Below are 15,908 nucleotides of genomic sequence, written 5' to 3' on the forward strand. Positions count from 1 at the left end.
TGGATGTATCTGATGAAAACAAGAGTTCTTGCAGGTGGACTAGTGTGTCTGGCATCACTTTCCGGATGCGCATCTCACAATGTTATTTCCCGTGAAGTAGAAACTGCTCCCGGCGTTAACGTTGTAAGTACCGACAACGGTGTCTTTATCGGTTCTATTGCTGCCCGCCGTGCACTTACCTCTAACGAGCCGGGTCAGGTGCAGAGCTGCCTTTCGTCCAATATCGAGCGCAGCTCCACTACCCAGAGTGCCGCTTCCGGCCCCGAAAAGCAGGCTGCTGCTGACAACGACGCATCGCCTCGCTCTACCGAACCCATGACTGAGCATGTCAGTGGCTGGGTCGATCTGGCCGATACCGGCGAGAGTGGAAAAACCCTTGCCTATCGCCTTGAGCTGCAAACCATCGGTTCCAGCAACTACTACTATTATGATCAGTTGGGTGTTGCGTCGTCCCGTAGCCACGATGTTCACGACTACTCGCCCATTGGTGCATGGGATAGCGCAGTGCCGAAGGCGGTCTATACCGCGCTCAACAAGCTGACCGACAACCTCCAGAACTGTCTCTCGGGTCAGTCACAGAACCAGAACGTGCAGAATAGCCGTGACATGAGTTCTGCCGCATCGCAACAGAACGCTTCTGCCCAGCAGGTAGAGTAAGCACTGGCGGGATAGCAACAGTGGGGAGCCTTTCGGCTCCCTATTTTTTTGGCAGGAAGCCTGTGTGGTAGGCGTTGGATGATGGTCACTCTACCGCTACAGAAGTGCTACAGAAGCCGGGTCAAAAATAGCCTGATGAAAGGGCTGAATCGTGACTGATGCTGTGATGCTTCCCACTCTGTAAAGCTTCAAAACTATTGCTGCAAAAACTGCTCGGCAGATGCTGAGCCTTTGATATCTGCCAGCACGGGCACATCCATGCAGCTCTCGCGTAGCGAAGCTCCCACCGCATCCGCCAAGCGTTCGATCTGCTGTTCACGCACTGCCTGATAGTCAAAGGGCGCGGGTGCTTCAAGGCCAGCCCAGCTCAAGAGTGCCGCCAGCGCTTGAGGATGGTCGAATACGCCGTGCAAATAGGTGCCCAGTACTTGATTATCGTCGCTGACAAGCCCCTCTCTGCGCCCATCGCTTAGCACGAAGGGGGCGTTGCCGTTGGCGCAGGGGGCTGATCCACAGCCGAGATGAATTTCATAGCCTTCCAGCGCAGCCTCGCTGTCTCCCAGAACACATTTCCCGCTTACTCTGCGAAGCTGTTTTTCGGGGGCCAGTTGAGTCGTTATGGGAAGAAGCGCGAAACCGTTGCTACTCCCTGCGTCGCTTTCGATGCCGTCGCTATCGTCAACCAGGTTGCCGAGCATTTGGAATCCACCGCAAATCCCCATGACCTTGCCGCCGTAGCGCAGATGGCGGTGCAGTGCCTGCTCCCAGCCTCGCGCTTTTAGCCATTCAAGGTCGGCACGGGTATTTTTACTGCCGGGCAAGATGATCAGATCGGCATTGGCAGCCTCGCTGCCTTCACGGGCAAAGTGCAGTGATACCTCGGGGTGAAGGCGAAGCGGATCAACATCGGTATGATTGCTGATACGCGGTGGACAGGCGACGACGATCTTGAAGGGGCCGGCGTCAGTATCCTTGCCGCGCGAGAGGCCATCTTCGGCTTCGAGATGAAAATCATCCAGATAGGGCACAACGGCCAGCACTGGTTTGCCGGTGTGCTGCTCAAGCCATTCGATGCCTGGCTCCAATAGAGCAGGATCGCCGCGAAAACGGTTGATGACAAAGCCCTGCAAGCGCTGCTGCTCGCTGGCGGAGAGCAGTGCCAACGTACCCACCAGATGCGCAAATACGCCACCGCGATCAATATCGGCGATCAGTATCACCGGGCAATCGACCGCTTCGGCAAAGCCCATGTTGGCAATATCATTGGCCCGCAGGTTGATCTCGGCAGGACTACCGGCCCCTTCGACCACTACGTAGTCAAATTGCTGCGCAAGGACACGGTGCTGCGCAACCACCTCCTTCAGCAGCGAGGGTTTGAGTGCGTGATAGTCGCTGGCAGCAAAGTGCCCGATGGCGCGCCCCCGCACGATCACCTGAGCGCCGAGATCCGAGTTGGGTTTTAACAGTATAGGATTGAAGGCGGTGAGCACCGGCACCCGTGCTGCCTGCGCCTGCACCGCCTGGGCACGGCCAATTTCGCCGCCATCCTCGGCAACAGCGCTGTTCAGCGCCATGTTTTGGGGTTTAAAAGGGGCAACACGATAATTGCGGCGCGCCAGCAAACGGCACAGTGCCGTTACCAGAGCGCTTTTGCCAGCATCGGAGGTTGTGCCTTGCACCATTAGCGTGGTATTGGCGGTGAACGAGGGTGTATTCATGCTGCACGCATGGTGATGCTGAAATGAAGGAGCATACGCATCATGCCATGCCCAGTCGCTGCCTGCTTACAACCAGTACATCGCAGGGGGCTGAGCGGGTAATCTTGCTGGTCCCTGTCCCCCTGAAAAGACGGGTCAGTGACGTGCGTGATTCAGCGCCGATCATCAGTAGATCAATGTTGCGGGTGGCGATTTCATCCACGATGGTGGTGTCGATGCTGCCACTGCGCACGCTCAGATCGCCTTCAGCGAGCGGCTGTTCCAGCTGATTATTAAGCTGCAAATACCACTGGCGGGCCGCGTCATGTGGCGCCGCGGTGTCGCTGGAGGTATCACTGACATAGAGCACCGCGAGAGAGTCGCCCATGGCGGCAGCAAATGCTTGTGCGTAGCGAACGAGCGTAACCGCGAAGTGGGCATTAAGATCGACGGCGAGCAGAATATGGCGAGAAGGCATCTCATTTTTCCTTCGGTGACGTGTGGCCGTAGTGTAAAGCAAGTGCGCCGCTGACACAGCGCGAGTTGGGAGGCTACAGCGGCGCTTTTTAGTGAGCGCCCTCTGCGCTGGCATCCAGCCTCAACAGCAGTTCGGCCAGCTCCTGGCGCTGCGCGTCGTCGGCCTGCCATAGCCCGCGCTGACTGGCTTCCAGCAAACGCTCGGCAATATCGCGCTGAGCGCCCGGGTTATGCGCGGCGAAGAAGTCGGCATTGGCAGGATCATCAAGCAGCGAACGCTTTACATCACGGTACTGATGGTCATCGACAATGCCGGTCGTGGCATCGAAGGCAAACAGGTTGTCGATGCTGGCGGCCATTTCGAATGCGCCCTTGTAGCCATGTTGCCGCATGGCCTGCTGCCATTTGGGATTGAGCAGCCGTGAGCGCAGCACGCGGTTGAACTCTTCCTTGAGGGTATTGATGCGTGGAGTGGCAGGGTTTGAGTGATCGCCGAAATAGAGGGTTGGGGCGTGCCCTGAGAGCGCTTCGCTGGCGCTCGCCATGCCGCCCTGGAAGTGGCTGTAATCAGCGGAGTCGAGAATATCGTGCTCGCGGGTATCCTGATTGTGCAGCACTACCGCCAGCGACCCCAGACGTGCTTCGAAGGCGGCGAATTCTGCCTGCCCCTGCTGGCTGCCGTCGAGATCCTGTCCGTACGCGTAGCCGCCCCATTGCACGTAAGCGGCCCCCAGGTCGCGCTTGGATTGCCAGGCACCGTTGTCCAGCACGCCCTGAACGCCGGAGCCATAGGCGCCTGGACGAGCGCCAAAGATTCGGTAGCTGGCGCGGCGCAGCGCTTGCTGCTCGGTAAGACCGTGCTGTTGCCACTCGGCGGCTTCGGCCTGAACTGTCTCCCGAATCGGGTTGCCGTCGCCCGGCTCCTGATAGTCGGCAAGCTGGCGTACAGCGGCGTCGAGCAGGGCGATAACATTGGGGAAGGCGTCGCGAAACAGCCCCGAGACGCGCAGGGTAACATCCACCCGCGGACGGCCCAGTTGGAAGGCGGGGATAATACGGTAATCCACCAGGCGCGAACTGCCTTCCGCCCATACCGGCGTAATGCCCATCAGAGCCATGGCCTGGGCAATATCATCGCCGCCGGTACGCATAGTGGCGGTTCCCCACACCGACAGCCCGAGGGTGCGAGGGTAATCACCGTGCTCTTGCAGGTAGCGTTCGAGCAGCTCTTCAGCGGCCTGCTGCCCCAGTGCCCAAGCGGTTTTCGATGGAATCGCACGGCTATCCACGGCGTAGAAATTGCGTCCGGTGGGCAGGACATCCCAGCGGCCGCGTGTCGGTGCACCACTGGAGCCGGCGGCCACGTAGCGACCGCATAGCGCTGCCAACAGCGCGCTGCGCTCTTGTCGGGCACTCTGGCGAAGGGCAGGCAGCAGCCACTGGCGGGCGCTTTCCAATACAGCGGCGGTAGCGGGGTATTCAGGAGTGATCTCTGGTTGGGTGGCCAGTACCCCTTCCGCCAATCCTTCCATCAGGCGCAGTGCCAGCAGCTCAAGGCGCTCTCGGGTATCGCCATGGGTGGCCCAGGGGGCATCGCTCATGGCAGCGAGGGCAGAGGGTTTCGGTCCCTGCCACTCGCCTTTGTTAAGGGCGAGAGGGTCATAGTCATCAGGTAGCCCAAGATCACGGGCCAGAGCGTGCAGAATACCGGCCTGCTGCGCCTTGGGGCCACGCGGCAGGCGCAACAGCGAGACCAGCGTTTCATTCAGCTCTGAGCAGGAAGGGCATTCCCCCAGGACGTGCAGGCCGTCCCTGATCGAGGCCTCCTTGATGTCGCATAGCCACGCATCGAGACAATCCAGCAGGGTCTGCTCATCAGCGTTGTCAGCGGCGTCCAGTTCATGAATAAGATCGGTTTCGCGCAGTCTGGCGGCGATCAGGCTACGCAAGCGCGTTTCGCGGCGAGGATCGACCCCCAGCGCCTGATAGTACTCATCGGCCAGCTCCTCCAGCGCGGCCAGGTCGCCATATAACTCGGCACGCGCCATGGGCGGCATCAGGTGGTCAATGATGACCGCCTGTGAGCGGCGCTTGGCCTGTGCACCTTCACCGGGGTCGTTGACGATAAATGGGTAGAGATGCGGAAGCGGACCAAGCAGCGCATCGGGCCAGCATTCGCACGACAGCGCGCTGCCCTTGCCGGGCAGCCATTCAAGATTGCCATGTTTACCGATATCAACCACCGCATCTATGCCGATGTGGTGACGCAGCCATAGATAAAACGCCAGATAGCCGTGGGGGGGCACCAGATCAGGGTCGTGATAGAGCGCTTGCTGGTCGATCTCAAAGCCGCGTGCGGGCTGAACCCCCACCACAATATTGCCAAAGCGCAGCGCACTGATGCGAAAGCTGTTGCGCTGGCGGTCAAAGTGAGGATCTTGCTGCGGATGTCCCCAGCGCTCGATAACTGCCTGCTGATTGGCGGCTGGCAGGGTGGCGAAGACCGCTTGATACTCAGCAATGTCTAACCATTCATTGAGATGGGCATACGCGGGATTGAGCGTGCCGCGCAGTGCCGCCATGAGCTGGTCGCTGGAAGCAGGCACTCGACACTGCGCTGCATCACTGAGGAAGTAGCCATCTTCTTTCAGCCACTCAAGAATATTCAGCGTAGAACGGGGGGTATCCAGCCCAACCCCATTGCCAATGCGTGAATCGCTGGCGGGGTAGTTGGCGAGTACCAGCGCGATGCGTTTATCGGCATTGCGGGTATGCGCCAGCCGCACCCAGGCGTTGGCCAGTCGCGCTACGAAATCGGCGCGTTCGCGATCAAGACTGAAACGCACGCTATCCATCTGGCTGCGCGTGTGGTGCTGCGCCTGCTGCTTGAAAGCCACCGCACGGGTAATAATGCGGCCATCAATTTCAGGCAGGCTGACCTGCATGGCGATATCGCGTGCCATCAATCCACGCGGTTGCGCCAGCCACTGTTCGCGGGTGGTACTGGCAAGTATCAGCTGTAGCACCGGTACTGGGCGCGACAAAGGTGGGTGTGGCTGCTCGGGCAGTCCGGCATCGTTGTCATTCACTCCCGAGCTGATCGCGAACCCCGTAGTGTTAAGCACGAGAGCCGCGTCGCTCTCTTCCAGCACCTGATTGAGACGCTTGAGGCAGCCCGCTTCCTTGAGCGAGGCGACCGCGAGGGGTAATACGTTGAGCGACTGTTCTTCGATGCGCTCGATCAGTTGCTCGAACATCGCGGTATCTGCCGCCTGCAAATGGCTACGGTAGAGCGTCAGGATGACACAAGGGAAGTGGGCGCGGCCGTGCTGTTGCCACTCGCGTTGGTAAGCCTTCAGCGTCAGCTCTCCGTAGCGGGGATGATAGAGCAGGCTGCGTGGCAACACATAAGGCTGGCACGGGAGCGCCGCTGGCTCGCCATCGGCCGCGCGCTGCAACCAGTCAAACAGCGCGTTGGCGTTGTGCTCGCCGCCTTCCCGCAATAACCGCCAGAGTAACGTCGCCTGCTGTTCGCTGACGGTGCCTGCGGTGAGCAGCTCAGGATCGGCATAATCTTCACCGGGAACCACCACCAATTGATGGCCGCTACCGCGTGCCCACTGCCTGAGTTGCTCAAGGCCATAGCGCCAGTAGCTTGCCCCGCCCAGCAGTGAGAGCACCACTATTTCGGCGCCATTCGGGGCTTCGTCACTGGTGCTGTCGAGTACCTTGTGGGCATAGAGATCGAAGGCGGCTGGCTTGGTCAGGTTGAGCCAATTGACCAGCCGCAACGCAGGGTAATTATCGGGCAGGCCATCGGCACAGTGGGCCAATAGACTCAGCACGCTATCGGCGGCGGAGAGCACGACGATGCGGGCAGGGCGCTGATCCAGATCAATAATGCCTTCATTGTCGCTGAAGCCGCCGGGTTGAGCCGCGAAAAGGTGCATAGCGCGCTAATCCTTGCCGTTAACGTTCAGCGCGTTTCAATGCGCCTTCGATCAGTTCGCGGTCGAGGGCACGACCGATGATGACCAGCCGAGTGGCGGGTGTTTCCTGCTCTTGCCAGCGCCGGTCAAAGTAGTGATCAATGCGTGCGCCGACGGCGTGAATCACCTGGCGCATCGGTTTGCCGCTATCAACAAAGCCCTTGATGCGGTAAATCTGTTGATCGCGAATAAGCTGCGCTAATTGTTGAGTGAGTGCCTCGGCATCGACCTTCGCCAGATGAACGACCAGATTGTCGAAGTCATCGTGGGCATGGTGGTGATCGCGTCCTTCCGCATGGTGGTCGTCGTGATGAGAGTGGATGGCTTCAATACGCGCTTCGCTCTCCAGCCCTAGCCCTGTCAGTGCGGCAGGGTCGCACTCGCCCTGCGAGATGAACATGACCTTGACGCTCTCTGCCAGCCGCTCTTTGAGCTGGGCTTCGACCTGTTGGCGCTGGTGCTCATCGAGCAGGTCGCTTTTGGTAATCACCACCAGATCGGCGGCCCCCAATTGATCGTCGAGCAGCTCCTCAAGCGAGGGATCGTGATCGAGTGAAGTGTCAGCGGCGCGCTGTGCGGCAATCCTATCTTCGCTGTCAGCCACCTTGCCCGCCGCAAAAGCGGCACCGTCCACCACCGTAATCACCGAATCGACGGTACAAAAGCGTTTGATTTCCGGCCAGTTGAATGCCTGCACCAGTGGCTTCGGCAGCGCCAGTCCAGAGGTTTCGATCAGAATGTGGTCGATGCTGTCACGCCGCTGCACCAATTCCAGCATAACGGGCAGGAACTCCTCTTCAACGGTACAGCAGATGCAGCCGTTCGCCAGCTCGTAGATACTGCCGTGCTCGGTGTCGGTGGCATCGCACTGATCGTTTTGGCAGCAGCGTAGTAGCTCGGCATCCACATCCAGCTCACCGAATTCATTGACGATCACGGCGATGCGTTTATCGGGGGGTTGACGAAGAAGGTTCGAGAGCAGGGTGGTCTTGCCGCTGCCCAGAAAGCCGGTAACAACCGTGGCGGGGATGCGGGAAAGTGAGGTTGATGCGGTCATGTTAACTCCAAACGTATTGGCAGGAGGTGTGATAGACACCTCCGCTGTGAGATGAATAAGCTGAATCAACAGTAGGGAGATGGTCGGCAATTGCCTTGCATGAATGTGCAGGCGTAACCTGAACTCTCCCTATACCGTCCAGCCGTGCTGGTAATCCTTCTCTCCACCCATTGTGAGATATGCAGTGAACCAACGTCCGCCAGACTCCAGATCTTCCTCTCAGGACAGGTCGATACCGCAGCAAAACAGTGATGCGAGCGCTGAAGCACGCACTGAGCGCGTGATCGAAGATGAAGTTGCGGCGCTGACAGGACGAGGCCCGCGCTACATCGAGAAAGGCTCTCGCGAGTACCGCTTTACCATGCTGGCGCTGTTCTCGGCGGGGTTCGCTACCTTCGCGCTGCTCTATTGCGTGCAGCCGCTGATGCCGATCCTGTCGTCGGCCTTTGCCATCAATGCCGCGCAGTCGAGTCTGGTGCTGTCGGTTGCGACGGCTACTCTGGCGCTGGGTCTGCTGATAACCGGCTCGCTCTCCGATGCGCTGGGGCGCAAGAACATCATGTCGCTGGCGTTGGTCAGTGCCGCCATCTTCACTTTGCTGACCGCCCTGATGCCCAGCTGGCCGTTGATCTTGCTGTCGCGGGCGCTGGTCGGTCTGTCGCTGTCGGGGCTGGCCGCTGTTGCCATGACCTATCTCAGTGAAGAGCTGTCGCCCCGTGCATTGGGGGTGTCGATGGGTATCTATATTTCTGGCAATGCGATCGGCGGCATGAGTGGCCGCGTCATCAGCGGTGTGCTGGTCGATTTTCTGCCGTGGCGCGTGGTCATGCTGATTTTGGGTGGGATGGCGCTGCTGGCGGCTCTTGCCTTCCTGCGCTGGCTGCCGGCGTCGCGCAATTTTGAAGCGCGCCCCTTCAGCCTGAGAGGGCTGCTGAGCGGCACCAGGCTGCATTTCAAGGACCCCGGCCTGCCGTGGCTGTTTTTGGAAGGCTTCCTGCTGATGGGCGCCTTTGTCACCATGTTCAACTACATTGGCTATCGTCTGCTCGATGCGCCGTACTTCTATAGCCAGGCGCTGGTAGGGCTGATTTCGGTGGTTTACCTGTGCGGCATATACAGTTCGGCGTGGGGCGGAGCGATGGCGGATAAACATGGTCATCGCAACGTTTTCTGGGGCTTCGTGCTGCTGCTGGTCGCCGGTGCGCTGCTGACGCTGTTCAATGCCATTGTGCTGATAGTCGCTGGCATTGCCTTGCTGACCTTTGGTTTCTTTGCCGCTCACTCCACGGCTTCCAGCTGGGTAGGACGACGTGCCAGCGTGGCGCGCGGGCAGGCGGCATCGCTCTATCTGTTCTTCTACTATCTTGGCTCGTCGGTGGCCGGTACCAGCGGTGGAATGTTCTGGCACATGGCCGGCTGGCCGGGCGTGGTGGGCTTTATCGTGCTGCTGTTGGTCGCTGCATTGGCAATTGCATGGTTCCGCCTGCACCGATTGACGCCGCTGCATACCTATACGAGCTAGCGTGACTCGGCGGCTCCCATGGAAGGCGAGAACCGTTGCCAAGGGGAGCGGCAACGTCGGTAGCGTGAGCGCAGGGGAGCGTAGCGGCATCGTTCTAGACCTGTGCCAGCGCAATCGTGGCATTGGCGGAGCGCTGCTTGCTTACGACCAGATAGGGATTGGCGAAGCCTAATGCCCGGAGCGCGGCGAGCGCTGCGGCCTCCGCAACACTGGGGGTGGCAAGCTGCCGGATGACAGTACGGGAAGGGCTGTTAATGCCGCGCTGAGCTGCCAAATGTTCGCTCGCGAAGGTGACGCATTCACAGTTTAAATGGGCAGCCGCTGCTGCCAACAGGGGGTGGCCCTGTTTGGTGTGATGGCTCGCGACTCTAACGATAGGGGCATGAGAAAGCTGAGTACGCGCCAGAGTATTCTCGATCAATGCCATCAATTCGCTCGCTTCACACCGCTGCCGGAAGCCGATGCCGAGCGCTAGCTGCGGTTGGCTCATGGCGCTGGCACCTCGCGTGGTGCAAATAGTGCCGCCGTGGCTTCAGGGTTGGACGGAAAGAAAAGGTGAATATAGCTGGCGGTTAGTCGCCCCTGGCGAAAGATCGCCTCGCCCGGCGCAGGATGACTGGGCCGAATGCCGTGGGCGATGGGCTCAGGCGTGTTGCTGGCTACCGAGCGATGGTGGGCATGGCCGCGTAACAGACCTTCAGGAAGAGGCGCACTCTGCATGCCCTGACAGCCCGAGCGCTCGCGCATGGCTGCCGTTCCACGCATCAAGCCTGCCATGATGTGACGCTGCCCCTCGATATCCGTCAACTCCTCAAGCACATACAAAAGCCCGCCACATTCAGCCAGAATCGGCATCCCCGCCTGATGGCAGTGGTTTAGTGCCGCCAGCATCGCTGCGTTCCTGGCGAGTTTTGCCGCGTAAAGCTCGGGATAGCCCCCAGGCAGCCACAGGGCATCAATCGATGGAAGCTGCTCGTCGTGCAGCGGTGAGAAGAAGCGCAATTGAGCGCCCATGCCTTCGAGTACGCGCAGATTGGCGGGATAGATAAAGCTGAAGGCTTCGTCACGCGCAATGCCGAGGGTAACGCCCGCCAGATGCTGCGGCAGAGCGGTGTGGCTTTCCGGCATCGGAAAGCTGACCCGACGCGGAAGCTGCGCCAGGGGAGTCTCTTCCAGCTCATCGGCGACACGTTCGATGATGATATCCAGATCATGATGCTGATCGGGGGGAATCAGCCCCAAATGCCGGCTAGGGAGTGCCTTGGCCGGGTCTCGTACAATGGAAGCCAGCAAGGGCAGATGGTCGGGCAGCGCGGCTTCAATCAGACTGTGATGACGTGCGCTGCCGATCTGATTGGCGACAATTCCGCTCAGGTGCAGGTGGGGATTGTAGCTGGCCAACCCATAGGCGAGGGCGGCAATACTCTGTGCCATACCGCGTGCGTTGAAGACGGCCACCACGTCGATGCCAAACCTGATAGCCAGATCAGCGCTGCTGGGGGTGCCATCGTAAAGGCCCATGGCTCCCTCAATCAGAATCACGTCCGCTTGCTGTGCCGCCAGCGCTAACGCTTCCCGACAGCCCGTTTCACCGGTCATCCACAAATCCAGCGGCTCGGCGGTAGCGCCCGAGGCGTGTTGCAGCACCAAGGGGTCGAGATAATCGGGGCCGGTCTTGAAGATGCGCACCTTTCTGCCGTGGCGCTGGTGCAGGCGCGCCAACGCCGCAGTAATCGTGGTTTTACCTTGTCCGGAAGCGGGGGCGGAGATAAAGAGCGCTGGGCAGGCGGGGGATTCAGACATCAGTATTCGATTCCCGCTTGCGCTTTGACACCGAGCCGGAAGGCGTGCTGTTCATCGTCAACACGGCTAATGGTGTCGGCAATGGCGGTGAGGGCAGTATCCATCGTGCGACCGGTAATCATCACGTTCTGATGGCGAGGACGTGCCGCCAGGGTACGGGCCACCTGCTGGGGGTCGAGATGACCATATTTCAGCATGTAGGAGAGTTCATCGAGAATCACGATATGGTAACGCTCATCTTCCAGTAGCTGGGAAGCCTGCTGCCAGGCCGTCTGGGCGGCTGCGCGATCACGTTCAAGGTCCTGGGATTCCCAACTGAAGCCGTGCCCCATAACGTGGAAGTCAACCCGCGGATGATCGGCAAAAAACAGGTATTCGCCGGTTTCACGACGCCCCTTGATGAATTGCACTACCCCGGCGCGTTGACCATGCCCAAGGGCACGAGCCATGGTGCCAAAGGCCGAGCTGCTTTTACCCTTTCCGTTGCCTTTCAAGAGAATCAGCACGCCGCGCTCGGTTTGCGCGTTGGCAATGCGCTCATCGACCACGCGCTTCTTGGCTGCCATTCGCTGTTGATGGCGCTGTTGAGTATGGCGATCAGAACTGCTCATGAGAGGGAGATTCCGTGTGGTAGGCAAGAAGGGAGTAGTGGCCGCCAAGCCGCTCGGCAATGGTGCTGGCGCGGCCCAGGCGAACACGACCTGCTTCGCTGTCGATGACACGTAGCTCGCCGGGCCAGGGTTGTGCTTCCGGTAACTCGGTCACACGACCATCGGTGAACAGCCAGCTGGTCAGTCGGGTTTCAGGCGCTTGATGCCGCCGTTTGCTCAGTAGCTGGCGACCTTTGTGCAACGCATCCAGCAAGGGGGTGGCGCCCCCCACCTGCTGCATCGCCAGCCGTGTCTCAAGCCGCACCGGCGCGCGGCGGCCGTTATGAATCCAGCCAATACCGTGCTGACCAAAGCCCAGTAGTGCAAAGCGATGGCGCTGGTGGCGGGCCTGGGTCGCGAGTCTAACAACTTCACCGGCAGCGGCATCGGCACTCTGGCCGCGCAGGGTAGAGGCGGAGAGATCGAGGATGATCAACCGCTGGTGGTCGGTACGCTGTTGATGGGGGCGGCGCACCAGATGACGCAAAGCAGGTTGCCCACGATTGTCGCGATGGCACAGAGTACTGGCCCAATCAATCGCGCCGTGACGATCGCTTGAGTGGGCATGAAGGGTGTGACCGTTACGCTGGCGGCAATAGGGCTGACGCTGAGGGTTGCGTTGTTCAGGCCATGGCGCATAAGGGCGCAGATGCTGTCCAACCTCCGCCGTATGATGGCAGCCTTCCGACTGTGATTGTGGTTGTAGCGGAGGCCGAGGCGCGGCGGCTTCGGCATCACTGAGCAGTGAACTGCGCGATGACGAAGGGGAATGAGGTTGGCTGCTACCGGAGGAAGAACCGGCATTGCCGCTATTCTGGTTGCCTCCCTGCGCTGATGGCGGGGTCGTTGGAGGCACGGCTGCGGACACGCGATGCCCCAACACTAACGGTGCAACCGCCTCGATATCCTGCTGAATCACATGCTCACGCCCCTCCAGTGCCGCGTGCGCCAACGCTGCACGGTGCCAGGCGAGATCGGCGCGAATACCTTCAACACCGGCGGTCAGACAGCGCTCGGCGATGTCGATTTCAAGCGCTTCCGCGATCGTCACGCTGGGTAGCCGGTGGCGTGCAGCATTTAGCTGCTGCTGGAGTGCGGCGGTTTGATGCTGATAGCGCGCTATAAAGCGGGCAGGGTCGCTATCGAAAGCGCTGCGGGCGCGTACTGCGGCCACCCGTTCGCGAGGTTCAAGCTGTTCGGAGAGCCGAACGCTGAGGCCGAAACGGTCGGCGAGCTGTGGACGTAAATCACCTTCCTCGGGATTCATGGTGCCGATCAGCAAAAAACGGGCGGAATGCGCATGACTCAGCCCGTCGCGCTCGACGCGATTGACCCCTGAGGCGGCCACATCAAGAAGTAGATCGACGAGGGCGTCATCCAGCAAATTGACTTCATCAATATAGAGAACGCCTTGATCCGCCCTGGCAAAGAGGCCCGCCTGAAAGCCGACATCGTGCTGCTTGAGCGCACGTTCAATATCGAGGGAACCGGTGAGGCGATCGCTGGTAGCGCCAAGGGGGAGTTCGACAAAGTGCCCGTTGGCAGGAAGGAAGTCGCTTAGCCCACGGGCAAGCGTTGACTTCGCAACGCCACGCGGCCCCTCTACCAGCACGCCACCTAGCCTTGGCTCCACCAGAGCCAGCTGCAGGGCGCGCTTCAATTCGGATTGTCCAATCACCGCAACGAAGGGAAACGGAGGCTGTGGCTGGAGAGAGGAGGGCGTGGTATCACTCATTCGCGCATCGCTTGTGCAGTCGAAGCGCCGGCGTACAGGGGAACGCGCTCACCGCTGCGATACCCGGCGGCCAGGTACTGTAGCGAAGCTGAGCGCTGCGTATCTCCCCGTACGCAGGCTAATCAAGTAGGTTGGCAAGGCCGGTCTCCGGGCTGTCGAGGTAGCCATAAGGCCCGCCGCTACGCCTTCCCGCCCATTGGACAGTGGCCGTGTAGCCGCACTCGATTACCGTTGCGGGGACAGCAGCGAATTTGCATCGCTTTCCCGATTATCCCTACATCAAAAGTGAAGCAGGGCACCTTGCAGCAGTGCTGCTATCCTATGTGTCGCCTGTGACTGGCGTCAATCAATAGCGCGCCAGCGGGTTCAATCGGTTTCCTGCTGAATATGCAGCCGCGCTTGAGCGCCATCACGGTGGTTGCTATCTTTTAGCGCCGCTCTCTTCTCGCTGGACCCTTGCATCATGCCCACAGCAACTTTGCCGAATACCCTGTCAATTGACATTCCCTGGCTGGAACACGCAGTGCCCGGAGAGCAGCGCAACGCTATCCAGCAGCGCATTGATTCTCGCTTGAAGCCACCGGGAGCGCTGGGGGCGCTTGAAAACATTATGCGCCAGTGGGCTTGTTGTGCTTGCCTGCGCGGCGAATCCGGGCCTTTGCGAGTGACATCGCCACGGCTGATGATCTTCGCTGCCGATCACGGTGTCGCTGCGGAGGGCGTGTCACTGGTAGGAAGTGAGTTCACTCCGGTGATGGTGACGCATTTTCTGGCAGGAGATGCAGCGGTAGGTGTCGCTGCTCGCCAGGCAAATGTGGCGCTGGAAGTGGTTGATTGCGGTGTCGTGCAGCCACTTCCTGCTGATCCTCGTGTTACAGCTTGTCGGTTGGGGGCGGGCACGGTGGCCATTCATCAGGCGCCGGCCATGACGCTTGAAACCGCCGCAGCGGGTATTGCCAATGGGATTGAGCTTGCCCGCAAGCGCTGTGAAGCTGGCATGGACCTGCTTTGCGTAGGGGAAATGGGCATTGGCAATACCACGGCTGCCGCCGCGCTGATGGCGGGGTTGACCGGTTACTCATCGGCCGCTTGTACGGGAGTGGGAACTGGCATCAATACCGATACCCTGGCGCATAAACGTGCTCTGATCGACCAGGCACTGGCGCTGCATCTTCCGCTGGCCGAAGGTGATCCGTTAGCGCTGGCGGCGCGTCTGGGCGGTTTTGAAATCATCACCATGGCGGGGGCCTTACTGGGCGCCGCCGAGCAGGGCGTTATCAGCGTAATTGATGGCTTCGTGGCGGGAGTCGCCGCCTGTCTGGCCTGTGCACTGGTGCCATCGGCCAAGGATTACCTGATATTTGCCCATTGCGGCAGCGAGCAGGGGCATTCGGCACTCCTTGAATATCTCGACGTGAAGGCGTTGATGGAGCTGCAACTGCGTATTGGTGAAGGGGTAGGCGGCGTGCTGCTGGTGCCTACCCTCCGCACGGCGCTGGCTTGCTATAACGAGATGGCGAGCGTCACCGACGCGGGTCTGTCGTTATGAGCAACGTGCTTGCGCGCCAGCTATATCTGATGCGTCTGGCGCTGGCATTCCTGACCCGCATTCCCGTATCGGTTGGAGCTCCCTCAGCTCTCGATTTACAGCATTCACGACGCTATTTCAGCTTGATTGGCGCTGGGATAGGGGTAATTTCCCTACTTTTTTATACCGTTATCTTGTGGTGGTTGTCACCCCTTATCGCCGCACCTCTTACCATCGCAATAACTTTAATTATTACCGGTGGTTTTCATGAAGATGGCCTTGCCGATACCGTTGACGGCATCGGTGGAGGGCATACGCCCGAACAGCGCCTGGCGATCATGAAAGACTCCCGAATCGGCAGCTTTGGCGCACTTGCGTTGATAATGGCACTCCTCATCAAGACAGCAGCCCTGCTGACATTAAGCGATCATCCTGGCGTGCTGGCGGGCACATTGATTACAGCGGCCGCCATCAGTCGAGCAGCGGCGGTGATCATGATGGCGCTGCTGCCTTATGCCCGACTTCACAACAGCAAGGTGGTGGCGCTCAGTGATACTCCCCAACTGACCGAACTACTGCTCAATATCGTTGTGGCACTGATCATTGCCGTTATTGCGCTGGGAAGTTGGCTAACTCTTGTCAGCGCACTGACAATTGCGCTCATGCTGTGGCTATTACGTAGCTGGTTTCGGCGGCGTCTGGGGGGCTATAGCGGTGATTGTCTGGGAATGGTGCAGGTAGTTGCCGAACTTTTGATCTATCTCATCGTTATCGCTCACGTTAGCTAGAAAAA

12 protein-coding genes and 1 riboswitch are annotated in these 15,908 nt (G+C 59.8%); of the genes, 4 read left to right on the forward strand and 8 right to left on the reverse strand.

Features of this window, described 5'->3' with window-relative positions; all coding sequences use genetic code 11:
- Positions 1 to 12 precede the first annotated feature (12 nt).
- Complete coding sequence (locus L881_RS0107070; RefSeq protein WP_156926515.1) at positions 13 to 657, forward strand: hypothetical protein; 645 nt, start codon at positions 13 to 15, stop codon at positions 655 to 657.
- 194 nt (positions 658 to 851) lie between these two features.
- Here L881_RS0107070 and L881_RS0107075 read toward each other — a convergent pair whose 3' ends face one another.
- From L881_RS0107075 to cobW, 4 genes are all read right to left on the reverse strand, one after another.
- On the reverse strand, positions 852 to 2,375 hold the full coding sequence (locus L881_RS0107075) for a cobyric acid synthase (RefSeq protein WP_025733003.1): 1,524 nt from the start codon (positions 2,373 to 2,375) through the stop codon (positions 852 to 854).
- 40 nt (positions 2,376 to 2,415) lie between these two features.
- The gene (locus tag L881_RS13420; RefSeq protein ID WP_025733004.1) at positions 2,416 to 2,832 is read right to left on the reverse strand and encodes a universal stress protein; all 417 of its coding nucleotides are present in this window, start codon (positions 2,830 to 2,832) and stop codon (positions 2,416 to 2,418) included.
- A gap of 88 nt (positions 2,833 to 2,920) precedes the next feature.
- Positions 2,921 to 6,781, reverse strand: a complete 3,861-nt coding sequence (cobN, locus tag L881_RS0107085) for a cobaltochelatase subunit CobN (protein ID WP_025733005.1) — start codon at positions 6,779 to 6,781, stop codon at positions 2,921 to 2,923.
- A 19-nt stretch (positions 6,782 to 6,800) separates the two neighbouring features.
- A complete protein-coding gene (cobW, locus tag L881_RS0107090) occupies positions 6,801 to 7,877 on the reverse strand; it encodes a cobalamin biosynthesis protein CobW (protein ID WP_025733006.1) in 1,077 nt (358 codons plus the stop codon).
- 184 nt (positions 7,878 to 8,061) lie between these two features.
- Here cobW and L881_RS0107095 point away from each other — a divergent pair, with 184 nt between their 5' ends.
- On the forward strand, positions 8,062 to 9,399 hold the full coding sequence (locus L881_RS0107095; protein WP_245587943.1) for an MFS transporter: 1,338 nt from the start codon (positions 8,062 to 8,064) through the stop codon (positions 9,397 to 9,399).
- A gap of 94 nt (positions 9,400 to 9,493) precedes the next feature.
- Here the strand turns inward: L881_RS0107095 and L881_RS13000 are convergent, their stop codons facing one another.
- From L881_RS13000 to L881_RS0107115, 4 genes are read right to left on the reverse strand one after another with little or no spacing between them, the layout of a single operon-like run.
- Positions 9,494 to 9,889, reverse strand: a complete 396-nt coding sequence (locus L881_RS13000) for a cobalamin biosynthesis protein (RefSeq protein ID WP_025733008.1) — start codon at positions 9,887 to 9,889, stop codon at positions 9,494 to 9,496.
- Positions 9,886 to 11,202: a cobyrinic acid a,c-diamide synthase CobB gene (locus L881_RS0107105; protein ID WP_034578784.1), complete on the reverse strand. Its 1,317-nt coding sequence runs from the start codon at positions 11,200 to 11,202 to the stop codon at positions 9,886 to 9,888. The genes L881_RS13000 and L881_RS0107105 overlap by 4 nt, the downstream gene beginning before the upstream one ends.
- A complete protein-coding gene (cobO, locus tag L881_RS0107110; protein ID WP_025733010.1) occupies positions 11,202 to 11,813 on the reverse strand; it encodes a cob(I)yrinic acid a,c-diamide adenosyltransferase in 612 nt (203 codons plus the stop codon). Before cobO ends, L881_RS0107105 begins: the two co-directional genes overlap by 1 nt.
- Positions 11,800 to 13,587: an AAA family ATPase gene (locus L881_RS0107115; RefSeq protein ID WP_025733011.1), complete on the reverse strand. Its 1,788-nt coding sequence runs from the start codon at positions 13,585 to 13,587 to the stop codon at positions 11,800 to 11,802. The genes cobO and L881_RS0107115 overlap by 14 nt, the downstream gene beginning before the upstream one ends.
- 121 nt (positions 13,588 to 13,708) lie before the next feature.
- A riboswitch (cobalamin riboswitch) is annotated at positions 13,709 to 13,905 on the reverse strand.
- 145 nt (positions 13,906 to 14,050) lie between these two features.
- On the opposite strand from L881_RS0107115, the gene cobT reads away from it, so the two are divergent.
- Positions 14,051 to 15,136, forward strand: coding sequence for a nicotinate-nucleotide--dimethylbenzimidazole phosphoribosyltransferase (cobT, locus tag L881_RS0107125; protein ID WP_084055432.1), 1,086 nt, complete (start codon positions 14,051 to 14,053; stop codon positions 15,134 to 15,136).
- On the forward strand, positions 15,133 to 15,903 hold the full coding sequence (locus L881_RS0107130; protein ID WP_025733013.1) for an adenosylcobinamide-GDP ribazoletransferase: 771 nt from the start codon (positions 15,133 to 15,135) through the stop codon (positions 15,901 to 15,903). The genes cobT and L881_RS0107130 overlap by 4 nt, the downstream gene beginning before the upstream one ends.
- The last annotated feature ends 5 nt before the right edge of the window (positions 15,904 to 15,908 follow it).

Source organism: Carnimonas nigrificans ATCC BAA-78, assembly GCF_000526695.1.
GTDB lineage: Bacteria > Pseudomonadota > Gammaproteobacteria > Pseudomonadales > Halomonadaceae > Carnimonas > Carnimonas nigrificans.